At 72.2% G+C, this 19,754-nt stretch carries 16 protein-coding genes; 6 read left to right on the top strand and 10 right to left on the bottom strand.

Annotated features, from left to right (window positions below):
- Positions 1-253: 253 nt before the first annotated feature.
- Together ddaH and rocD are read left to right on the top strand one after the other, a co-directional pair.
- The gene (gene ddaH, locus ACLQ2T_RS10360) at positions 254-1,069 is read left to right on the top strand and encodes a dimethylargininase (protein ID WP_425765766.1); all 816 of its coding nucleotides are present in this window, start codon (positions 254-256) and stop codon (positions 1,067-1,069) included.
- Positions 1,066-2,280: an ornithine--oxo-acid transaminase gene (rocD, locus tag ACLQ2T_RS10355; protein WP_425765765.1), complete on the top strand. Its 1,215-nt coding sequence runs from the start codon at positions 1,066-1,068 to the stop codon at positions 2,278-2,280. The genes ddaH and rocD overlap by 4 nt, the downstream gene beginning before the upstream one ends.
- Before the next feature lie 57 nt (positions 2,281-2,337).
- Here the strand turns inward: rocD and ACLQ2T_RS10350 are convergent, their stop codons facing one another.
- The 6 genes from ACLQ2T_RS10350 to ACLQ2T_RS10325 all read right to left on the bottom strand — a co-directional run bounded on the left by ACLQ2T_RS10350 (position 2,338) and on the right by ACLQ2T_RS10325 (position 9,619).
- Entirely contained in the window at positions 2,338-3,486 is a 1,149-nt protein-coding gene (locus tag ACLQ2T_RS10350; protein WP_425765764.1) for an FHA domain-containing protein, read from the bottom strand.
- Positions 3,483-3,776 (bottom strand): 4a-hydroxytetrahydrobiopterin dehydratase, encoded by a 294-nt coding sequence (locus ACLQ2T_RS10345; RefSeq protein ID WP_425765763.1) that lies wholly within the window; start codon positions 3,774-3,776, stop codon positions 3,483-3,485. The genes ACLQ2T_RS10350 and ACLQ2T_RS10345 overlap by 4 nt, the downstream gene beginning before the upstream one ends.
- Before the next feature lie 91 nt (positions 3,777-3,867).
- On the bottom strand, positions 3,868-7,395 hold the full coding sequence (locus ACLQ2T_RS10340; RefSeq protein WP_425765762.1) for an SCO7613 C-terminal domain-containing membrane protein: 3,528 nt from the start codon (positions 7,393-7,395) through the stop codon (positions 3,868-3,870).
- A 47-nt stretch (positions 7,396-7,442) separates the two neighbouring features.
- The gene (gene cutA, locus ACLQ2T_RS10335; RefSeq protein WP_425765761.1) at positions 7,443-7,763 is read right to left on the bottom strand and encodes a divalent-cation tolerance protein CutA; all 321 of its coding nucleotides are present in this window, start codon (positions 7,761-7,763) and stop codon (positions 7,443-7,445) included.
- 9 nt (positions 7,764-7,772) lie between these two features.
- Positions 7,773-8,789: a 1-acyl-sn-glycerol-3-phosphate acyltransferase gene (locus ACLQ2T_RS10330; protein WP_425765760.1), complete on the bottom strand. Its 1,017-nt coding sequence runs from the start codon at positions 8,787-8,789 to the stop codon at positions 7,773-7,775.
- Positions 8,789-9,619, bottom strand: a complete 831-nt coding sequence (locus ACLQ2T_RS10325) for a patatin-like phospholipase family protein (protein ID WP_425765759.1) — start codon at positions 9,617-9,619, stop codon at positions 8,789-8,791. The genes ACLQ2T_RS10330 and ACLQ2T_RS10325 overlap by 1 nt, the downstream gene beginning before the upstream one ends.
- A gap of 135 nt (positions 9,620-9,754) precedes the next feature.
- On the opposite strand from ACLQ2T_RS10325, the gene ACLQ2T_RS10320 reads away from it, so the two are divergent.
- Positions 9,755-11,329 (top strand): serine/threonine-protein kinase, encoded by a 1,575-nt coding sequence (locus tag ACLQ2T_RS10320; RefSeq protein ID WP_425765758.1) that lies wholly within the window; start codon positions 9,755-9,757, stop codon positions 11,327-11,329.
- Positions 11,330-11,345: 16 nt separating this feature from the next.
- Here the strand turns inward: ACLQ2T_RS10320 and ACLQ2T_RS10315 are convergent, their stop codons facing one another.
- From ACLQ2T_RS10315 to ACLQ2T_RS10300, 4 genes are all read right to left on the bottom strand, one after another.
- The gene (locus ACLQ2T_RS10315; protein ID WP_425765928.1) at positions 11,346-12,404 is read right to left on the bottom strand and encodes a glycosyltransferase family 4 protein; all 1,059 of its coding nucleotides are present in this window, start codon (positions 12,402-12,404) and stop codon (positions 11,346-11,348) included.
- Between the two features lie 362 nt (positions 12,405-12,766).
- On the bottom strand, positions 12,767-14,431 hold the full coding sequence (locus ACLQ2T_RS10310; RefSeq protein ID WP_425765757.1) for a trypsin-like peptidase domain-containing protein: 1,665 nt from the start codon (positions 14,429-14,431) through the stop codon (positions 12,767-12,769).
- A 62-nt stretch (positions 14,432-14,493) separates the two neighbouring features.
- Entirely contained in the window at positions 14,494-16,047 is a 1,554-nt protein-coding gene (locus tag ACLQ2T_RS10305; RefSeq protein WP_425765756.1) for a HAMP domain-containing sensor histidine kinase, read from the bottom strand.
- Positions 16,044-16,745 carry a response regulator transcription factor gene (locus ACLQ2T_RS10300; RefSeq protein WP_425765755.1) on the bottom strand — a complete coding sequence of 234 codons (702 nt, stop codon included), beginning with the start codon at positions 16,743-16,745 and terminating at the stop codon, positions 16,044-16,046. The genes ACLQ2T_RS10305 and ACLQ2T_RS10300 overlap by 4 nt, the downstream gene beginning before the upstream one ends.
- 163 nt (positions 16,746-16,908) lie before the next feature.
- On the opposite strand from ACLQ2T_RS10300, the gene ACLQ2T_RS10295 reads away from it, so the two are divergent.
- From ACLQ2T_RS10295 to ACLQ2T_RS10285, 3 genes are all read left to right on the top strand, one after another.
- Positions 16,909-17,556, top strand: coding sequence for a hypothetical protein (locus ACLQ2T_RS10295; protein ID WP_425765754.1), 648 nt, complete (start codon positions 16,909-16,911; stop codon positions 17,554-17,556).
- Between the two features lie 190 nt (positions 17,557-17,746).
- Entirely contained in the window at positions 17,747-18,679 is a 933-nt protein-coding gene (locus tag ACLQ2T_RS10290) for an ABC transporter ATP-binding protein (RefSeq protein WP_425765753.1), read from the top strand.
- Positions 18,676-19,491: an ABC transporter permease gene (locus ACLQ2T_RS10285; protein WP_425765752.1), complete on the top strand. Its 816-nt coding sequence runs from the start codon at positions 18,676-18,678 to the stop codon at positions 19,489-19,491. Before ACLQ2T_RS10290 ends, ACLQ2T_RS10285 begins: the two co-directional genes overlap by 4 nt.
- Positions 19,492-19,754 lie beyond the last annotated feature (263 nt).

Genomic DNA, 19,754 nt, shown 5'->3' with positions numbered 1-19,754 from the left:
CCGTCGCTGACGGACGAGCGGACCGGGTGCCGCCCCGCCCGCCTCGAACAGACGAGCCGGTCCGTCGACGGCCGGAGAGGGCCCGACGCAACGAACCGCCGACAGAAGTTACTCAGACGCAACGATCAGTCGTTCATCGCAATGCTTTGCGGTGGAACCTGCGGGTCCGGGCCGCATAGCGTTGAACCACGCGCCAGCCCGTTGGCCGACCGTGGTCAGGGCGCGCGGAGACCCTGGGAGCAGGACAATGACGATGGACGCCACCCGAGCGCGCTTCCTGATGTGCCGGCCGACGTACTTCGCCGTCGATTACGCGATCAACCCCTGGATGGACCCGACCGCCCCGGTCGACACCGAGCTGGCCATCCGGCAGTGGGAACAGCTGCGGCAGGTCTACCGGGATCTGGGCCACACCGTCGAGGAGATCACCCCACTGCCCGGCCTGCCGGACATGGTCTTCGCCGCCAACGGCGGCACCGTGATCGACGGCAAGGCCATGGCGGTGCAGTTCCGCGACCCGCAGCGCGCCGACGAGGCCCCCGCCTACCGCGCCTGGTTCGAGGAAGCCGGCTTCGAGATGTACGACCCGAAGCACGTCAACGAGGGTGAGGGCGACATCCTGCTGGCCGGTGACCACCTGCTGGCCGGCACCGGATTCCGTACCGCGCACGCCTCCCACGCCCAGTTGCAGGAGGTCTTCGGCTACCCGGTGATCACCCTCCAGTTGGTCGACCCCCGCTTCTACCACCTGGACACCGCGCTGACCGTGCTCGACGAGCAGACCCTGGCGTACCTGCCGGAGGCCTTCTCCCCCGGCAGCCAGGCCGTGCTGCGCCGACTCTTCCCGGACGCGGTGCACGCCACCATGGCCGACGCCGAGGTGCTCGGCCTCAACGCGGTCAGCGACGGCCGGCACGTGGTGCTGCCCGAGCAGGCCACCGACCTGGCCGCGAAGCTGCGCGAGCGGGGCTACCAGACCATCGGCGTCGACCTGTCCGAGCTGCGTAAGGCCGGCGGTGGCCCGAAGTGCTGCACGTTGCGACTGCGTCAGGGAAAGGCGAACCGATGATCGAGGACATGCTGCGGACCCCCGCCGCGGTGCAGGACGCGGAGCGCCACACCGCGCACAACTACCACCCGCTGCCGGTGGTGATCGCCTCCGCCGAGGGCGCCTGGGTCACCGACGTGGACGGTCGGCGCTACCTGGACTGCCTGGCCGGCTACTCCGCGTTGAACTTCGGCCACCGCCACCCGGCCCTGATCGCCGCCGCACACGCCCAGCTCGACAAGCTCACCCTGACCAGCCGGGCCTTCATCCACGACCAGTTCGCCGACTTCTGCCGGGAACTGGCCGCGCTGTGCGGCAAGGACCTGGTGCTGCCGATGAACACCGGGGCCGAGGCCGTGGAGACCGGGATCAAGGTGGCCCGCAAGTGGGGCTACCAGGTCAAGGGGGTACCGGCCGGGCAGGCCACCATCGTGGTCGCGGAGGGCAACTTCCACGGGCGTACGACCACGATCGTGAGCTTCTCCACCGATGAAGACGCCCGTGCGGACTTCGGGCCGTACACCCCGGGTTTCAAGATCGTCCCGTACGGCGACCTGACCGCGCTGACCGAGGCGGTCGACGAGACCACCGTCGCGGTGCTGTTGGAGCCGATCCAGGGCGAGCAGGGTGTGGTGGTGCCCCCGACCGACTACCTGCCCGGGGTGCGTCAGCTCTGCACCGAGCGCAACGTGCTGTTCATCGCCGACGAGATCCAGTCCGGTCTGGGGCGTACCGGGGCCACCTTCGCCTGCGAGCAGGAGGGCGTCGTACCGGACATGTACCTGCTGGGCAAGGCGCTCGGCGGGGGCATCGTGCCGGTCTCCGCGGTGGCGGCCGACGCCGAGGTGCTCGGGGTGCTCCAACCCGGCCAGCACGGCTCCACCTTCGGCGGCAACCCGCTGGCCTGCGCGGTGGCCACCGAGGTGGTCCGGCTCCTGGCCACCGGCGAGTTCCAGCGCCGCTCGACCGAGCTGGGCGAGCGGCTGCACGCCGGGTTGCGCGCCCTGATCGGCAAGGGCCTGGTCGCCGTACGCGGCCGGGGTCTGTGGGCCGGGTTGGACATCGATCCGGCGCTGATGAGCGGCCGGGAGGCCTGTGAACGGCTGATGGAACGCGGGGTGCTGGCCAAGGACACCCACGGCTCGACCATCCGGCTGGCCCCGCCGCTGACCATCACCGCCGAGGAGATCGACCACGCCCTCGCCCAGTTGGCGGCGGTCCTGGCGGGCTGAGCAGCCGAACCGACGCGGGTGGGTGCCAGGTCCCGGCCCCACCCGCGTCGAGGCGTCTCAGCGGGGCAGGCGCATCGCCATCGTCGGGGCCTCGGACATCACCGAGTCGGGGTTGTACGGCGCACCCGCCGGCAACTCGGTCGGGCGACCGACCTGCACCCCCGGGTACAGCTCCACCATGTCCCCGTTGGCCAGCACCCGGGACTGTTGCGGGGCCAGCGGGATGCGGTCCGCCTCCGCCATCGACGCGGCCGGGCGGATGCCGGAGCCGTTGGTGCTCACGTCGGTGACCACCACCTCGTCGCCGCGCAGCTCCAACCGCAGGTGGCTGCGGCTGATCCAGCGGCGCGCCTCGTCGTTGAGCCACTGCCCGAGCATGATGCCGCCGGTGCCCTCCGGTGCCCGCCCCACCAGCACCGGCTGCTCCTCGGTCAGGACGAACCGACGCCGGATCAGACCACCGACCCGTACCGCCAGGACCTCGCTGCGCGGGCGGGGGCCCGCGTCGCGCAGCCGGGCGCCGTGCCGGGGGCAGGTCGGTACGCCGTTGCGCAGCGACGGCGGTGGCTGACCGGCCGGGGCGCGGTCCACCCGGGCCAGGTCGGCGAAGGCCCCGCCGCCGCCCCCACCGCCGAACAGGTTGCACCCGGACTCGGGGCAACGCCACTGCCGCGCGAGCAGTTTCGCCGCGAACGGCGCGGGTGGCCCGGCCACCGGAGTGTGACCGCCCCCGACATGGGCGATGAACACCGGCCCGCCGGCCCCCGGTACCGGGGCCACCACCCGACCGGGCTGCTCGGCCAACCACGGGAACCGCCCGCGCAGGCCATCGAAGCGCACCCGGCTGAGCACCGGCAGGCCGAGCAGGTCGGCCACCTCCAGCATCCGGTCACCGGGGTTGTCGAGCACCTCAACCAGGCCGTCGTCGGCCCAGCGACGCACCACCATGCGCTCGTTGGAGGTCAGGTCGGCGTCGGAGAGCACCCCCCGGTGCACCACCGCGTAGACCGGAACGCTGTCCTCCTCCAGGCTGCGCGCCAGGGCGTCGATGACCATGCCGAGGCGCAGGGTGTTGGCCGGTCGGCCACCATCGAGGTCCTGATACCGGATGATCTCGGCCAGATCGACCACCGCGCGGACCAACTGCGGGTCGGTGCAGACCCGTCCCTCGATGGCGTCCAGCACCTTGCTGATCTCGAACCTCATCGGGGCCCTCCCACGATCTCGTCGATCCGCCGCGCCAACTCGATGTCCCGCCCGGTGACCCCGCCGGCCGAATGGGTCACGCAGCGGAAGGTGACCGTACGCCAGCGGATGTCGATGTCCGGGTGATGGTCCAGTTCCTCGGCCGTCACGGCGACCCGGTCGACAAGTCCGATGGCGTCCGGGAAACTGGCCAGCTCCACGGTGCGGGTGATCCCGGTGGAGTCGTACGACCAGCCCGCCAGCTGACCCAGCTCGTCTCGTACCGCCTCAGCGGTGAGCACCTCTGCCATGGGCCCGACCCTACCGCTGACCTTCCCCACGACGCCGAGCAGCAAGGATCGACCGGGTGGGCCGTCGAGTCGACCGCCCGGGTCCCCTTCCTCAGCTCATCCGGCCCACCGTCGCCCGCAGGCGCATCAGGTCACGGCGGCGACGCTCGTAGGTGGTGGCCAGCGCGATCAGGGCCAGCCCGGCCACGCCGAGGTAGGCCCAGCGGGGCAGCAGGTCCCAACTGCGGACCAGCTCGTGCAGGGCGAGCACGGCCAGGGTCAACCCGCCGAGCACCACCGGGGCCTGCCAGCGCCGGACCGCTCCCAGCAGGGTGACCGCCAGGGCGGCGGCGCCCAGCAGCAGCCGCCGCCAGGGTTGCGGGTCCGGGCCGAACAGCACGGTGACCAGGGTGGGCAGCAGCATCGCGGCCAGGCCGGGCCCGAGCGCCAGCCAACTGGTCAACCCCGGCCGGGTACGCAACGCCACCACACCCGCGCCGAGCGCCAGCAGTGCCAGCGGCACCGTGTACGCCTCCAGCAGGGTCACCCCACCGGCCGCCAGCAGCAGCCAACTGGCGAGCAGCACGCTGCCGGCGGAGATCGCGGCGAAGGCCCATCGCCGGGCCCTCGACTCGTCTCGGCGCAGCAGCCGCAGCCCGACCACCAGGGCCCAGAGCACGCAGACCGTGGCGGCGTGCCGGGCGGCACCGCTGGTGAGCAGGAGGGCGATCAGCGCCACCGTCTGGGCGGCGGCGTCCAGGCTGCGACCCAACAGGGCCACCTGCCCGGCGGGCCCGCCTGAGGCGGCGCGGGTCGGCACGATCGCGGCCAGCGCCAGGACGACGGCGGCCACCCCCAGCACCGCGAAGGCCGCCACCCGCAGCGGCTGCCCGGCGGCCAGCGGGGCGGTGATCGCGAAACCGGTCGTCGAGGCCACCGCGATCAGCCAACCGGCCATCCGCATCGTGAAGCGTCGGGCGCCCACCGCGGCCACGGTCGCCGCCACCGCCAGCAGCCCCAGCCCGGACAGGGTCCCGGCCCGGGTGGCCTGAAGGTTGAGCAGTCCGGCCCCGATCAGCACCAGTCCGACCGGCACACCCACCGCGGCGAAGGTGGCCCCGACCGGCCGCACCGCGACGACCAGCAGCAACGCCACCCCGACGACCAGCCCCGTGGTCGGCACCGCCGGCCAGGGTGCGCCGGCGGCCACCAGCAGCACCGTCCCGGCGAAGACCAGGAAGGGCAGCACGGTGGCGGCGCGACGCCACCCACCGGCCCGGCCGGTCGGCCAGGTCACCAGCACCGCCGCCAGGGCCAACAGCACCAGGGCCAGGCCGACCGGCACCGCGCCCGCCACCGCCCGCACCGAGGGCGCACCGGACCAGACCGCGGGCGGCGGCCCGTACGGGGTCACCAGCGCCTTCAGGGAGACCGGGAGGGCGGCCAGGACCGCCACGGCGGTCAGGCCGAGACCGGGCACCCACAACGGGACCGAGGGGCGGGACCGGAATCCGGCCACCGCGAGGAGCAACGCCCCTCCCGCCGCGTAGAGGGACAGGGGCTCCTCGGCCGGTACGACGATCGACCCGAGAGCGGTCAGGGTCACCGCCAGGGCCAGACCGGTGGCGGCGTACGCCCGCAGATCGGGCCAGCGTCCACGCAGCAGAAGCAGGGCGACCGCCGGCAGGGCCAGGGCGGCCAGAGCCGCCCGGGACTGCCACCAGGGCGGCGCGCCCGCACCGATCAGCGCGATCGCCGCACCGGCCGGCACCACGAGCACCGCCGCCAGCAGGGCGCACCCGGCCACCACCCGGTGCGCGGGGCTGCCCCGGCGCCCCACGGCGGCCACCCCCAGCCCGGCGAGCAGCACCACCGCACAGGCCGCACCGGCCCCGGCCGGGGCGGCCAGGCCGACCAGCAGCCCGTGCCCGAGCAGCGCGGCCGCCACCGAGGCGGTGGCGGACACCGTCGCCCCGCCCACCGGACGGACCATCACGGCGACCAGCATCGCCACGGCGACCAGCAGGTCGAGGGCGACCACGGCCGACCACGGCGTCGGCCAGGCCGCCGGCAGGGCGAGCACGGTGGCGGCGACACCGATCGCCACGATCGTCGACTGCACGGCCCGGGGCAGCAGCCAGGCCAGGGTCCCCGCACTCAACGCCACCGCCACCGGCAACTGCCAGCCCCAGGCGAAGACCGGCCCGGCGTCGGCCCCCCGCCAGGGTGGCAACGACCGGACCACGGTGACACCGGCCAACATCAGCGCCCACAGCCAGGTGAACAGCATCGCGACGGCAGCCACCAGGATGGCACCGATGCGGGGACCGGGCCGCCAATCCACCGGAAGCAGCCGCACCGCACCGGCCAGCGCCGCCACCACCAGTGCCGACACCACCAACAGCACCGACCCCCGCAGCTCCCCGACCGGGCGGATCAGGGCCAAGGCCAGGGCCGGCACCAGGAGACCGGCCGTCACCGCCCGCGCGGTCGCTCCCCCGAGCAGCAGCGCCGTACCGAACAGGGCCAGCGCCACCAGCAGCATCGGCACCCCGGCCAGCACGGCCAGCCCACCGGCCTGACCGGCCCGCAGCGTCATCAGCGCGGCGCTCCAGGCCAGCAGCAGCGCCACGACGTACCCGACTCCGGCGATCACCTGACCGGCGATCCGCATCGGCGAGTTCGTCGTGGCCCCCTCGCCCGCGACCTCGCCGAGTCGGTACCGCAGCGTGATCGCCACCGCCAGGTTGACCAGGGCCACCCCGAGGAAGACCACTGACTGCGCGGCCGTGCCCGGCCGGGCCTCGGCGGCCACCAACGGCAGCACCGGCTGCACCGCCAGCAGGGCGGCGAACCAGGGCACGGTCAGCCGGCTCAGCCGGGCGTACCCGGCGGCCAGGGCCGTGGTGACGGCCGCTACCAGGGCCGCGTACCGGCTGCCCGGCCAGTCGGTCACCCCGCCCAGGTTCACCGACCAGGCGGCGTACCCGTCGAGCACCACCAGCAACAGCCCGACGGCGGCGAAGGTCTCGGCGGTGCCCCGCAGCCCACGCCAGCGGGCCACCAGCGGCACGGCGAGCAGCAGCATGGTCAGGGCCAGCAGGATCAGGGCCCGGCCGGAGACCCCCACGGAAGCCCAGGCCACCGCCGTGAACACCGTCACGGCAGTGCCCAGCAGCAGTCCACCGAGGGTGAACAGCAGCCCCTGCACGGTCCGGGTCGAGGCCTCCGCTCCACCCGGGCCGGTTGCCGCCGGGTCGACCGGGGACATGCCGGGCCAACCGACCGGCCCGCCTGATCCGGCAGGCCCGACCGGCGCCACGGCGCTCGGTGCCGGAGCCGCCGGTACGGCACCGAGGCGGACGACGGGCGTACCGGCCGCACGGGTCATGGCCGTGACCGGGAACTCGGTGCGGATCGCGGCGGCCACCTCGGCGCGTCGCCGTTGTGCCACCACCAGCCGACCGCTGAGCTCCTCGTACGCCGCCCGGGCCCGCTGCGTCTGGGTACCGAGTTGGACGATCTCCTGGTCTAGCCGGATCACCTCGGCGGCGGCCGGGTACGGCGGCCGGCCGCAGCCCGAACAACCCGAGGTGAGGTTCGCCGACGCGCCACACGCCGGGCAGGGGTAGGCATTCACGCAGCCATCTTTGACCTACCTGGCCGGGTGCACCAGAGCCCAGGTACTCAGGGGCGGGTGTGCTCGAACACCCAGACGGCGTACTCGGGGTTGCCGCAGTCCACCTGACTGACCAGAATCTCCGGCACCTCGTACGGATGACTTGCCCGGATCTGCTCCACCAGGGCGCCCGCCCGGTCCGGCGCGGTCTTGAACTGCACCGACCATTCGGTGCTCGTCTCCACCCCGCCCCGCCACCAGTAGGTGCTCTCCACCTGGCCGCCCACCTGCGCGCAGGCCGCCAGCCGTCCGGCCACGGCGGCGGCGGCCAACAGGTCCGCGACCGAACGCGCGTCGACCACGGTCGTCACCACGCTGATCTGGTCCATTCACGAACCCTACGCGGCACCGTCGCGGTTCGCGGCGACCCACTCGTCAATTCGACTCCACCAGTCGTACAGCCAGTCGATGCGTTGTTGCCGCTCGGTGGGGATCTCCTCCGGCGGCACCGACCAGAACCGCATCAGCAGTTGCTTGTCCATCGGCAGTTCCCGCCACACGTCGGCGACCGTCAGCATCTTGTCCAGGCCGGTGTGCGCCACGAAGATCACCCCGGCGTCCGGGGCAGCGTCCAGTGCCGCCAGCAGTCCACCGGGCTGCGGGGCGAGTACGTGCCGCATGGCCTCCGCCTTACGCGCCATCCGATGGTGCCCCAGGTCCCGCAGCCGCTCGATGGCCCGCACCCGGCGTCTGGGGGTGAAGTTACCGCCCTCGGGAAAGATCACGAAGGCGTCGTCGTCGTCCAGTCCGGTCGCCAGGTGCCCGATCTGCTCGCTGACCGACCCCTGACCGTCGCGGCCGGGTGCGATGAAGCGACTCGGCAGCCGGTTGAGCAGCACGTCGATCGCCGGATCCCACTGGAGGCTGTCCTTGAGGACGATCCGTGGCTCCCGCTGGAACCAGTTAACCAGGGCATGGATCAGGATGAACGAGTCACCCGGCCCGGCGTGCCGACTGACCACCAGCTCGGGACGGCCCGGCAGGGCGGTGTCCGGGTCGGTGCCGACCACCTCGATGTTCAGCCGCAGCGTCCACCGGGCCTGCCAGAAGAACACCCGCAGGAACCAGCCCGCCAACACGTAGTGGGCACGCTGGAAGGCCGGGGTGTGCACCCGGGCACCGAACCCGGCGGCCACCCAGAGGGCGAACAGGCAGATCAGCGCGGCCGCGTCCCAGAGCAGGTAGAGCAGACCGAGCCAGAGCAGTCGCAGCGGACGCAACCGCCCGGGTACGAACGGCGAGGCGACCAGCGCCAGCAGCGCCCAGAAGGGCACCGTGACCACCAGCAGCACGGCCAGCAGCACCAGGCCGGGCGCCAGCACCAACCGACGCAGCCACCTGGGCGGAAGCGGCATCAGCGGTCCAGGTTCGCCAGGTAGTGCCGCGAGGCCGCGTAGGCGCGACTGATCCGCCGGCCCACCGCCGCCATGTCCCGGTAGGCCCAGGGAGTGTCGTCGCGCGGTTCCAGGCCGCCGGTCGGCAGCACATGCACCTCCACCCCCTCGGGCAGGGCGGCCATCTCCCGGGCGAACCGGTGTCGGCGGGCGATCTCGAACGCCACCTGGGCGATCTCCCAGGGTCGCCGGGGCGGGGTCAGGGCCCGCTCGATCCGGCCCACCTGGAGTACGAAGATGCGGGTGGCGCCCGCCGCGACCGCCTCGCCGATCGGGATCGAGTTGACGATTCCACCATCGACATAGTGCTGGTCACCGATGCGGGCCGGCGGCAGCAGCCCCGGTACGGAGGCTGAGGCGAGCACGGCCGGCACCACCAGACCACTGACGAACCAGTGCTCGGCGGCCCGCTCGATGTTCGCCGCGCAGCAGCGGAAGGGGATCTTCAGGTCGGCGAAGGTGGTCTCCGCACCCAGCTCGCTCTCCAGCAGCTTGCGCAGCGGTCGGGGCGAGTGCAGGTGGGTACGGGCCGCGAAGCGACGCAACTGCCGGGCCACCGAGTCGCCGTACACTTCACTGGCCTCCGGTGAGGCCCAGAGCCGGACCAGCCGGTCGGTGACCGCCTCGGACGGGTCGGCGGCCACCAGGGCACCGTTGACCGCCCCGATCGAGGTGCCCAGCACCAGGTCCGGGCGGATCCGCGCCCGGAACAGCGCACGCAACATGCCCACCTCGACCGCGCCGAGCACTCCCCCGCCGCCGAGCACGAACGCCACCGGTCCCCGCCCCATGCCCTTCATCCTGGCACGCCCGCGCCGCAACCCATTCACCCTGGTACGGCACCCGGTGCCGATCCATGCCCGTTGACAGGGCGGGAACATTCGCGCAACCTGATACCGCTCCCAGCGATGAGGCAGGTGCAAAACGTGAAGCCGGCACTGCAGCCCGGCCGGTTGCTGGCCACCCGTTACCGGCTGATCGACCAGATCGGTGCCGGCGGCATGTCGGTCATCTGGCGAGCCCACGACGAGGTCCTCGACCGGGTGGTGGCGCTGAAGGTGCTCGCCCCCTCCCTGGCCGCCGACGCCCGGTTCCGCGACATGGTGCGGGAGGAGGCCCGGGCCGCCGCACAACTGGTCCATCCACATGTGACCTCGGTCCACGACTACGGCGAGACCGTGTCACCGGACGGCACCATCACCTCCTTCGTGGTGATGGAACTGCTCTCCGGCGAGGAACTGGAGTTCCGCCTCATCGAGGGTCCGCTGCCGTGGCCGGAGGCGGTCGAGATCGCCGCACAAATCGCCGACGCCCTCGCCGCCGCGCACCGGCTCGGCATCGTGCACCGGGACGTCACCACGGCCAACGTGATGATGACCCAGGTCGGGGCCAAGGTGCTCGACTTCGGCATCGCGACCCGCATCGGGGCCCCGGACGACGACGAGGACGGCGCCACCTTCGGCACCCCGGCCTATGTCGCCCCGGAGCGACTCGACGGGGCCCCGGCCCAGCCGGCCACCGATGTCTACTCCCTGGGCGTACTGCTGCACGAGGCGTTGACCGGTCGGGTGCCGTACCCGGCGGAGACCTGGGAGGAACTCACCGTAGCCCTGGCCGAACGCCCGCCACCCACCCTCACCGAGGTACCCGGGTTGCCGCCGGCGGTGGTCGACATCTGCCTGCGCTGCCTGTCCCGGGAGCCGACCGACCGGCCCACCGCCCGTCAGGTGGCCACCGTGCTGCGGGAGCAGATGCTGCCCGCCGACCCCCAGACGCAGACGATGCGCGCCCCTACGGTCGCCCTGCCCGCGGTCGGGGTACCGGTGACCGCCGGGGCCGCGTACGCCGGGGCCCCGGCCGGCGCGCCGGGGTCGGTCACGGCTCAGGTGGAGGCGGTACCGCAGTCGACCGCTGCCGGGACCGCACCGGTCGGCCCCCCGAATGGACCCGGCGGCGGGCCGACCGACACCGCCGACCGGCGCCGGTCGTGGCTGGTTCCGGTGCTCGCGGTGCTGGTGCTGCTCGTCGGGGCGGCCCTGGTGGCGCCGGCGCTGTGGCCGGACGACCCCGATCCCCCCACCGCCCTGCCGACCAACAGGCCGACCGGATCGGCCGAGCCGACCACACCGGCCACGGAGAGTCCCAGCCCACAGCCGCCGGTCGCCCCGCCGTCAAGTCCCACCCCCGCACCCCCGCCGACCGTGGCTCCCTCGGCCGCGCCGACGACCCGGGACACCCTGGTGGAGGCGGCGAACCGGCTGGAGGACATCATCGGAGCGGGGCTGGCCGACGGTGGCATCCGGGAGGACGTCGGCCTGGACCTGCGCAACGAACTGCGCAACCTGACCCGCGCGGTCAGTCTCGGCGAGGGAGAGCTGGGTCCCGGCGTCGCGCGGCTGCGCGAGAAGGTGTCCACCCGACTCCGGGAGGAAGGGCTGAGCCCGGCGTACGCGCGGCAACTGGAGGAGGCGATCACGGCGCTGAGCGCCGCCCAGGTCTGACCCGGGGCGGCGTCGGTCAGTTCGGGGTGATTCGGGCCGGTTCCTGGATCGCCGACCGAGGGGCCGCCACCAGAAAGCGCTGGTACACCTCCTCGTACCCGGCGGCCATCCGCTCGACGGAGAAGGTCCGCGCGACATGCGCCACGCAGTCGGCCGGATCCAGGTGTGGGGCTTCGCGCAGGGCCGCCGGCAACTCCTCGGGGCGCCGGCAGATCAGTCCGGTCACACCGGGCCGGACCAGTTCCGGCACCGCTCCCCGATGCAGGGCCACCACCGGGGTGCCGGTGGCCATCGCCTCCAGCATCACTATGCCGAACGGCTCCTCCCACTGGATCGGCATGATGAGGCACCGGGCCTGCACCAGCAGGTGCAGCACGGCCTCCCGGTCGGCGTCGAGAATGACGGTGACGTCCGGGCCCAGCAGCGGGGTGACGACCTCACGGTAGTAACGCTGCTCGGCGGGTTCGCTGCACTTGCCGGCCAGCACCAGCGGCAGTCCCGCCGCCCGGCACGCCTCGATGGCCAACTCCGGTCCCTTGTCCGGGCTGAACCGGGCCAGCCACAGCACCGGCCCGTGACCGGGTTCTCGCTTGCGCGGGAAGTTGCCGACCTCCATCGCGTTGTGCACCGTGCCGACCCAGGGCAGGCGGGGGTTCAGCCGACGTTGGGCGTGCGAGATGGCCACCAGACCCACCCCCCGGTCGGTGTCACTGAGCACGGTGCCGTACTCCCCCACCGGGTTGCCGTGCACGGTGGCCAGGGTGGGCACTTCGCGCCGACCGGCGACCAGGGGGCCGATGGTGCTGTGGTCGTGGACCAGGTCGAAGTCGGCCGGGCTGATCAGGTGGTTCACCCGGGCCAGGTGGGCCAACTCGGGCAGGGATTCACCCAGCCGGTCGTACTGCAACTCGTCCAGGGTGGCCAGGAAATCGCCACTGGTGCCGTGTCCGTCACCGGCGCCCATCAACGTCACCGCGTGGCCCCGATCGACCAGCGCGTCCACCAGGCTGGCCACCACCTGCTCCAACCCGCCGTAGCCGGGCGGCGGCACCGACAGCCAGGGCGGCACCACCATCGCGATCCGCAGCTGGCGTACGCCCGCAGCGTGGTTGTGGGCCACGAGTCCTCCCCGTCGGTCTGTGGGTCGACCCGGTCCGCCCTACTGCGCGGGGCCGGGTCGGGCCGGTTTCCCGAATCCGGGCACCGGCAAACCGGACACGGCTGGTGCGCCCCGGACCGCCGCCCACCGGCGGGTCCGGGTGACGGTGTGGGTCATGGCACCCCCAGGTCTCTCGCGGTCTGCTCCACCGAGGCTGCCGGGGGCCGGGGTGAGCCGGGCTCATCCGGTTCGGGTGAGAGACGAAGATGGGCGGCGGGTGCCGCGACCAACCCCCTTGGCCACGCCACCCGCCGCCCGGTATGGAGGCAGGTCTTTGACTATGACGCTTCTGCGAGCGTCACGGTTGCCGTCGACTCGGCACCATTTCGCTGGAAGGTCACCTCGACCTGATCACCGACCTTGCCGGCCTGTACCGCACCGACCAGGTCGTTCGAGTCGTTGATCACCTTGTCACCGAACCGGATGATCACGTCGCCGCGTTCCAACCCGGCCCGCTCGGCCGCACTGCCGGGTGCGACAGCGTTGATGAGCGCTCCGCCTTCGGTGGTGCCGGTCACGCTCACTCCGAGCGACGGATGACTGATCTTCTCACGTCGCTGGAGCTTGTCCGCGATGTCCTTGGCCTTGTTGCTCGGGATGGCGAAACCGACACCGATGTTGCCGGTGTTGCCCTGCCCGGCGGTGGCGATCGCGGTGTTGATGCCGATCACCTCGCCACGGGTGTTGACCAGGGCCCCACCGGAGTTGCCGGGGTTGATCGGGGCATCGGTCTGGAGCAGCCCGGAGATCGAGCTGACCGCCTGACCGGGCAACCGCTCACCGCTGCCGGCCTGGATGGTGCGGTCCCGGGCGCTGAGGATGCCGGCGGTCACCGAGCCCTGGAGGCCCAGCGGACTACCCAGGGCCAGCACCTGGTCACCGACCTGCATGGCGTCGCTGTCGCCGAAGGTGGCCGCCTTGAGGTCGCTCACCCCGTTGGCCTTCACCACCGCCAGGTCGGTCCTGGGATCGGTGCCGATGATCTGCGCATCGGCGTTGGTGCCGTTGGCGAAGATCACCCGTACGGTGTCACCGCCCCCGGCGATCACGTGGTTGTTGGTCAGCACGTAGCCGTCGGCGGTGAGGATCACCCCGGAGCCTTCGCCGCTGCCGGTGCTGATCGACACCACGCTGTCCTGCACGGAGGCGGCGATGCGCGGCAGATCGGCCCCGTCGATCACGGGGGCGGCGGAGAAGGTACGGGTGATCGAACCGCCGTCACTGAGCGCCAGGGCCAGGGTTCCACCGGCCACACCGCTGCCGAGCATCAGCGCGAACACCGCGACACCGGCACCGACGAACTTGGCGATCCGGCCCGGACGCGGCCCGCTGGACTGCGGCGCCGCCCACGGCGGCTGTTGGCCGGGGTAGCCAGGGGTACCCGGTTGTCCCGGCTGGTAGCCAGGGGTACCCGGTTGTCCGGATTGGTAGCCGGGGTATCCGCCGGAGGGGCTCTGCTGGGTCTGGGCGGCCCAACCGGACTGGTTCGGATACCAGGGCCCGGCGGGATAACGCGTCCCGGGCTGGTACTGCTGCGGACCGGCCGGACCCCACTGCTGCTGGCCGGGACCCTGCGGCTGCTGGCCCGGGGTCTGCGGCTGGCCGGGAGTCTGCGAGGGCTGGCCCGGAACCTGCGGCTGCTGGCCGGGAGCCTGCGGGGCGGGCGGGCCGGAGTACGTGGGCGGGCCGGAGTGCGGGGGCGGAGGCGAACCGGCCACCGGCAGGCCCACCATGGTCGGCTCGGCGTCCTGGCCACCGGGGCCCGAGGTCTCGACGGCCCGGACCGGGATGGTCGGTGCCTCGCCGCCGGAGTCGGCGCCGGTGCCGGCCGGCGCAGCGGATGGGGAGTCGGACCGCGCGTATTCGGCGCGGGGCAGCTCGGGGTGCGACGGCTCGGCGTCGGTGTTGGCCGGCCGGCGCGGGTCGGACTCGTGCTCGGTCATGTCCCCACCTTCTCCCATCGCTCTGCATCCCGCCTTAGGCTGGCCTGAAGGTTCGCTGAAAGTCACTCGGACTCCCCGTCGATGTCCTGAGCCAGCGGCAGCCGGACCCGGAAGGTAGCACCCCCGCCGGGGGTGTCGGTCACCTCCACGGTGCCCTGGTGCACCGTCACCAGTGCGGCGACGATGGCCAGGCCCAGGCCGGTGCCGGTCTGTCCGCCCACCCGGCGGGTCCGCGAGGCGTCCGCCCGGTAGAAGCGTTCGAAGACCCGCTCCGCCTGATCGGGGGTGAGTCCCGGGCCGGTGTCGGCCACCTCGATCACCGCAAGATTGCCCGGTTCGGCCCGTAGTCGCAACGTCACTGCGGCCTCCGGCGGGGTGTGCCGTAGCGCGTTGGTCATCAGGTTGCCGATCACCTGCCGCAGCCGCGCGTCGTCGCCGCGTACCACCAGTGTCCCTGAGCCGGAGGCGATCTCCAGCTCGATCCGCCGGTCCGGGGCCATCGCCCGGGCGGCCGCCACCGAGTCGGCGGCCAGTACGGGCAGCTCCACCGGGGCCAGGGAGAGCGGGCGCTCACGGTCCAGCCGGGCCAGCAGCAGCAGGTCCTCCACCAGCAGCCCCATCCGGGCGGCCTCGTCCTCGATGCGGCGCAGCAGGTCGGCGGTCTGCTCGGGGGCGCGTGCGGCGCCCTGCCGGTACAGCTCGGCGAACCCCCGGATGGTGGTCAGCGGGGTACGCAACTCGTGGGAGGCGTCCGCGACGAACTGCCGCATCCGTTCCTCCGAGCGGCGGGACCGGGCCTCGGAGGCACGGGCCGCCTCGGCCGCGTCCCGGGCCGCGGCCTCGGCGGAGCGGGCGGCGCTCTCCGAGGCGGCACGGGCGGTGAAGGCCATCTCGATCTGGCTTAGCATCGCGTTCAGCGCCCGGGAGAGCCGGCCCAGTTCGGAGGTGGGGCAGGGCTGCCCGTGCTCCGGGTCGGGCACCCGACGGCTGAGGTCCCCCCCGGCGATGGCCGCGGCGGTGCGCTCGATCTCCACAAGGGGTTTCAGGCTGGTCCGGACGATCGCCGCGCCGATCGAGGCGAGCAGGATCAACACCGCCCCACCGACCATGACGTCTGTCCAGACCAACCGGGTGACCGCCCGGTCGACGTCGATGAGGTGCTGGCCGATGGCGGCCCGTTGCCCGTTGGGCAGTTGGGTGTAGACGACCCGCCAGCGCACCTCGCTGCCCTGAGCTCGGGCAGTGCGTGGCGCGCCGGCCAGCCGGTCGAATCCCGCCGCGTCCTCGGGGAAAAGGGGCATGTCGGCGCTGCTGAACCGCCAGTCGTCGAAGAAGATCCAGTCGGCTTTCCCGGTCCTGGCGTCGGTCGTCGCCAGCAGGTAGTCGGTGGGAAACGGCGCGCTGGGCCGTTCCAGGGCCACCACCTGCTCAATGCTGCGCGCCTGGATCGCCAGTTCCGCGTCCACCTCGCCGACCAGGTAGCTGCGCAGGAAGAAGGTGGTCAACGAGCTGATCACCAGCAGTGCGGCGGCGACCAGGGTGAGCACGGCCGCGACCAGCTTGACCCGCAGCGGTACCGCGCGCAGCCGGCTCTTGCCCTGCTGGAGCGGGTTCACGCCGCCGGCTTGCGCAGCACGTAGCCGACCCCCCGCAGGGTGTGGATCAGCCGGGGCTCGGTGGTGTCGACCTTGCGCCGCAGGTACGAGATGTACGACTCGACGATGTTGTCGTCACCCCGGAAGTCGTAGTTCCACACATGGTCGAGGATCTGGGCCTTCGACAGCACCCGGTTGGCGTTGAGCATCAGGTAACGCAGCAGCTTGAACTCGGTCGGCGAGAGCTGGACCCGCTGACCGGCCCGGTAGACCTCGTGGGTCTCCTCGTCCAGTTCCAGGTCGGCGAAGGTGAGCCGGGCCGGCGCCTGCTCACCGGTGCTGGTGCGGCGCAGCACCGCGCGGATCCGGGCGGTCAACTCCTCCAGGCTGAACGGCTTGGTGACGTAGTCGTCCCCGCCCAGGGTCAGGCCACGGATCTTGTCGTCGGTGGCGTCCCGGGCGGTGAGGAAGACCACCGGCGTACGGGTGCCGCCCTCGCGCATCATCCGGATCACCTCGAAGCCGTCCAGATCCGGCAGCATCACGTCCAGCACCACCAGGTCGGGCCGGTGCTCGCGGGCCGCGTTGAGGGCAGCACTGCCGCTGGTGGCGGTGGCCACGTCGAAACCCGCGAAGCGCAGGCTCGCGGAGAGCAGTTCGAGGATGTTGGGGTCGTCCTCGACGACGAGCAGTCGGGCCTCGGTCTGGGTAGCCGCCATGTCGCCATCATCCGCGCCATCGCTGCGCCTGCGCTGGGCGGTACCTGAAAAAAACCTGTGGACCCGTACGGCCCCTCGGTCGACCGGCGGGCACCCATCGGACGGGGCCGTGCGAGGCTGCCGGGACGGCCGGCGAACGGGCCGGTACGGCGGGAGGTAAACCATGATCATCGAGTCCCGGTTCAACGGACCGCCCGGCTCGGGCAACGGCGGTTGGAGTGCGGGGGTCTTCGCAAAGGCGTACGGCGGCGGAGGGCCGACCGAGGTGACCCTGCGTAGGCCGCCACCCCTGGACACCCCGCTGACCCTGGCCGGTGACCAGGTACGCGATCCGGACGGGGAGGTGATCGCCGAACTCCGTACCGCGGAGGATCTGGAGGACCCGGTGCCGCCGGTCGACCCGGCGACCGCCCGTGCCGCCGCGGCGGCGTACCCCGGCCTGACCGATCACCCCTTTCCCGGCTGCTATGTCTGCGGGCCGCAGCGGCCGGACGGGCTCCGGATCTTTCCCGGGCGGTTGCCGGACGGGCGGACGGCCGCCCCCTTCCAGGTGCCCGCGCAGGTGAGTGTCGCCACTGTCTGGGCCGCGCTGGACTGCCCGGGAGGCTGGGCGGTGATCGAGGCCGGTCGACCGTACCTGCTGGGCCGGATCGCGGCCCACATCGAGGCCCTGCCCCGGCCCGGGGACGAGTGTGTGATCACCGGGGCGGTGGTGGAAGCCGTGGGGCGTAAGGCGATGGTGCGTACCAGCCTGTACGGACCGGAGGGTGAACTGCTGGGCCGGGCCCGGGCCACCTGGATCGCCCGGTAGTCACGATCGTCGATCGCCTCGTACCTGGGGAGGAGACGCCTCCTGCCTGGGGAGGAGACGCCTCCTGCCTGGGGAGGAGACGCCTCCTGCCTGGGGCGGACAACGATCTCCGGAGCGCGCCCGATTGATTTGGTTGACAGTTACCGTCACGCTGTGCAACGGCGCTTCCCGGCGCCACGGGAGGAGAATGATGTCCGACGGGCAGTCACGCCCCAATGACGCGCAGATCGTGGTATCCGGCCTGACCAAGCAGTACCGCAACGTACTCGCAGTGAACAATTTGTCGTTCACGGTCCAGCCCGGCCGGGTCACCGGCTTCCTCGGCCCCAACGGCGCGGGCAAGACCACTACGCTGCGCATGCTGCTGAACCTGGTGACCCCGACCGCCGGCACGGCGACCATCGGCGGACGCCGGTACCCGGAGCTTTCCGAGCCGCTGCGGCACGTCGGCGCGGTGCTGGAGGCGTCCAGCGCGCACAAGGGCCGCACCGGGATCAACCACCTGCGGGTGATCTGCGCGGCGGCCGGGCTGCCGCCGCAGCGGGCCGACGAGGCACTGGCCCTGGTCGGCCTGACTCCGGCGGCGAAGCGCAAGTTCAAGGGCTACTCACTCGGCATGAAGCAGCGCCTCGGCATCGCCGCCGCGATGCTCGGCAACCCGCGGGTGCTGATCCTCGACGAGCCGGCCAACGGGTTGGACCCGGAGGGCATCCGGTGGATGCGCGGGTTCCTCAAGGGGCTGGCCGCCGAGGGCCGTACCGTGCTGGTCTCCAGCCACCTGCTGTCGGAGATGCAGCTGCTGGCCGACGACGTGGTGATCATCGCGGCGGGTCAACTGGTCCGGCAGGGTCCGGTCGAGCAGGTGATCGGTTCGATGGCGCAGAGCGTCCGGGTCCGGGTCCGCACCCCGCAGGCGGAGGCGCTGACCAGGGCCCTGGCCGAGGGGCCGGCCACGGTGCAGACCGACGAGCACGGCGCGCTGCTGATCGGCGGGGTGGACGCCCCGACGGTGGGCCGGGCGGCGCTGACCGCCGGTGTCGAACTGCACGAGCTGACCACCGAACGACCCGACCTGGAACGCGTGTTCCTGGAGCTGACGGCTGGAAAGGCGGGCATTCGATGAGCAACCTGGTCCGCTCCGAACTGCTGAAGATCCGTACGACCAGCACCTGGTGGTGGCTGGCCATCGGGGCGTTCCTGTCGATCGCGATGGCCTTCCCGCTCAACGCCTGGCTGTTCCACTCGACGGTCACCGGCGGCGGCGAGGAACTCGGGGTCACCGGTGACGCCGCCTCCGCCCCGGCCCAGGCGGCGAACCTCTACACCTCCGGGCAGTACCTGGGCCTGATGTTCGTGATGCTGATCGGCATCCTGATGGTCACCAACGAGTTCTTCCACCAGACCGCGACCACCACCTTCCTGGCCACCCCGCGGCGCACCGCGGTGATCGTCAGCAAGCTGATCGCGGCGAGCCTGCTCGGGTTCGCGTTCTGGCTGGTCACCACGGTGATCGACCTCGGTGCGGGAGCAGCCTTCCTGACCCTGAACGACCACGGCGCCCTGCTCGGCGAGTGGGAGGTCCAGCGGGCCTTGCTGCTCAACCTGATGGCGTACGCCATCTGGACCGTGCTCGGCGTCGGCATCGGCACCCTGATCACCAACCAGCTCGGTGCGGTGATCACCGCCTCGGTGCTCTACCTGATCGGCACCCAGGTCGTCGGGGTGCTCTTCCTGCTGCTGTCGAGCTGGCTGGACAGCATGGCCGTGCTCAAGTGGCAGGTGATCTGGCCGGCTGCCGCCTCCCAGATCATGATCACCCCAGGTGAGAACGAGATGCTGCCGCCCTGGTGGGTGGGTGCGCTGGTGCTCGTCGGGTACGCGGTGGTCAGCGGCCTGGTCGGGCTGCTGCTCACCCGTCGGCGCGACATCTCCTGAATCGCGGGGTGGCGTAGGTCATCCGCTGCACGATGGGCCCGGTGCCCGGCGAACAGCCGGGCACCGGGCCCATCGGGTGGCTACCGGTAGCAACTGGACACGCGGACGGTACTGAACTTCTAACATCATCTGTGAATCGGACCACGCTGCGGAGGCGGAAATGCCTTGGCGATCGGCACGGCGTAGCCTGGGATCCGTTCTCTGCGCCGGTCACGGCGCGGACGAACCCCGCGTGACACACAAACCCGCGTGAAAGAGGCGAT

The organism is Micromonospora sp. DT229 (assembly GCF_049844505.1).
Classification (GTDB): Bacteria; Actinomycetota; Actinomycetes; order Mycobacteriales; family Micromonosporaceae; genus Micromonospora.
This window is presented reverse-complemented; position numbering and strand designations above follow the sequence as displayed.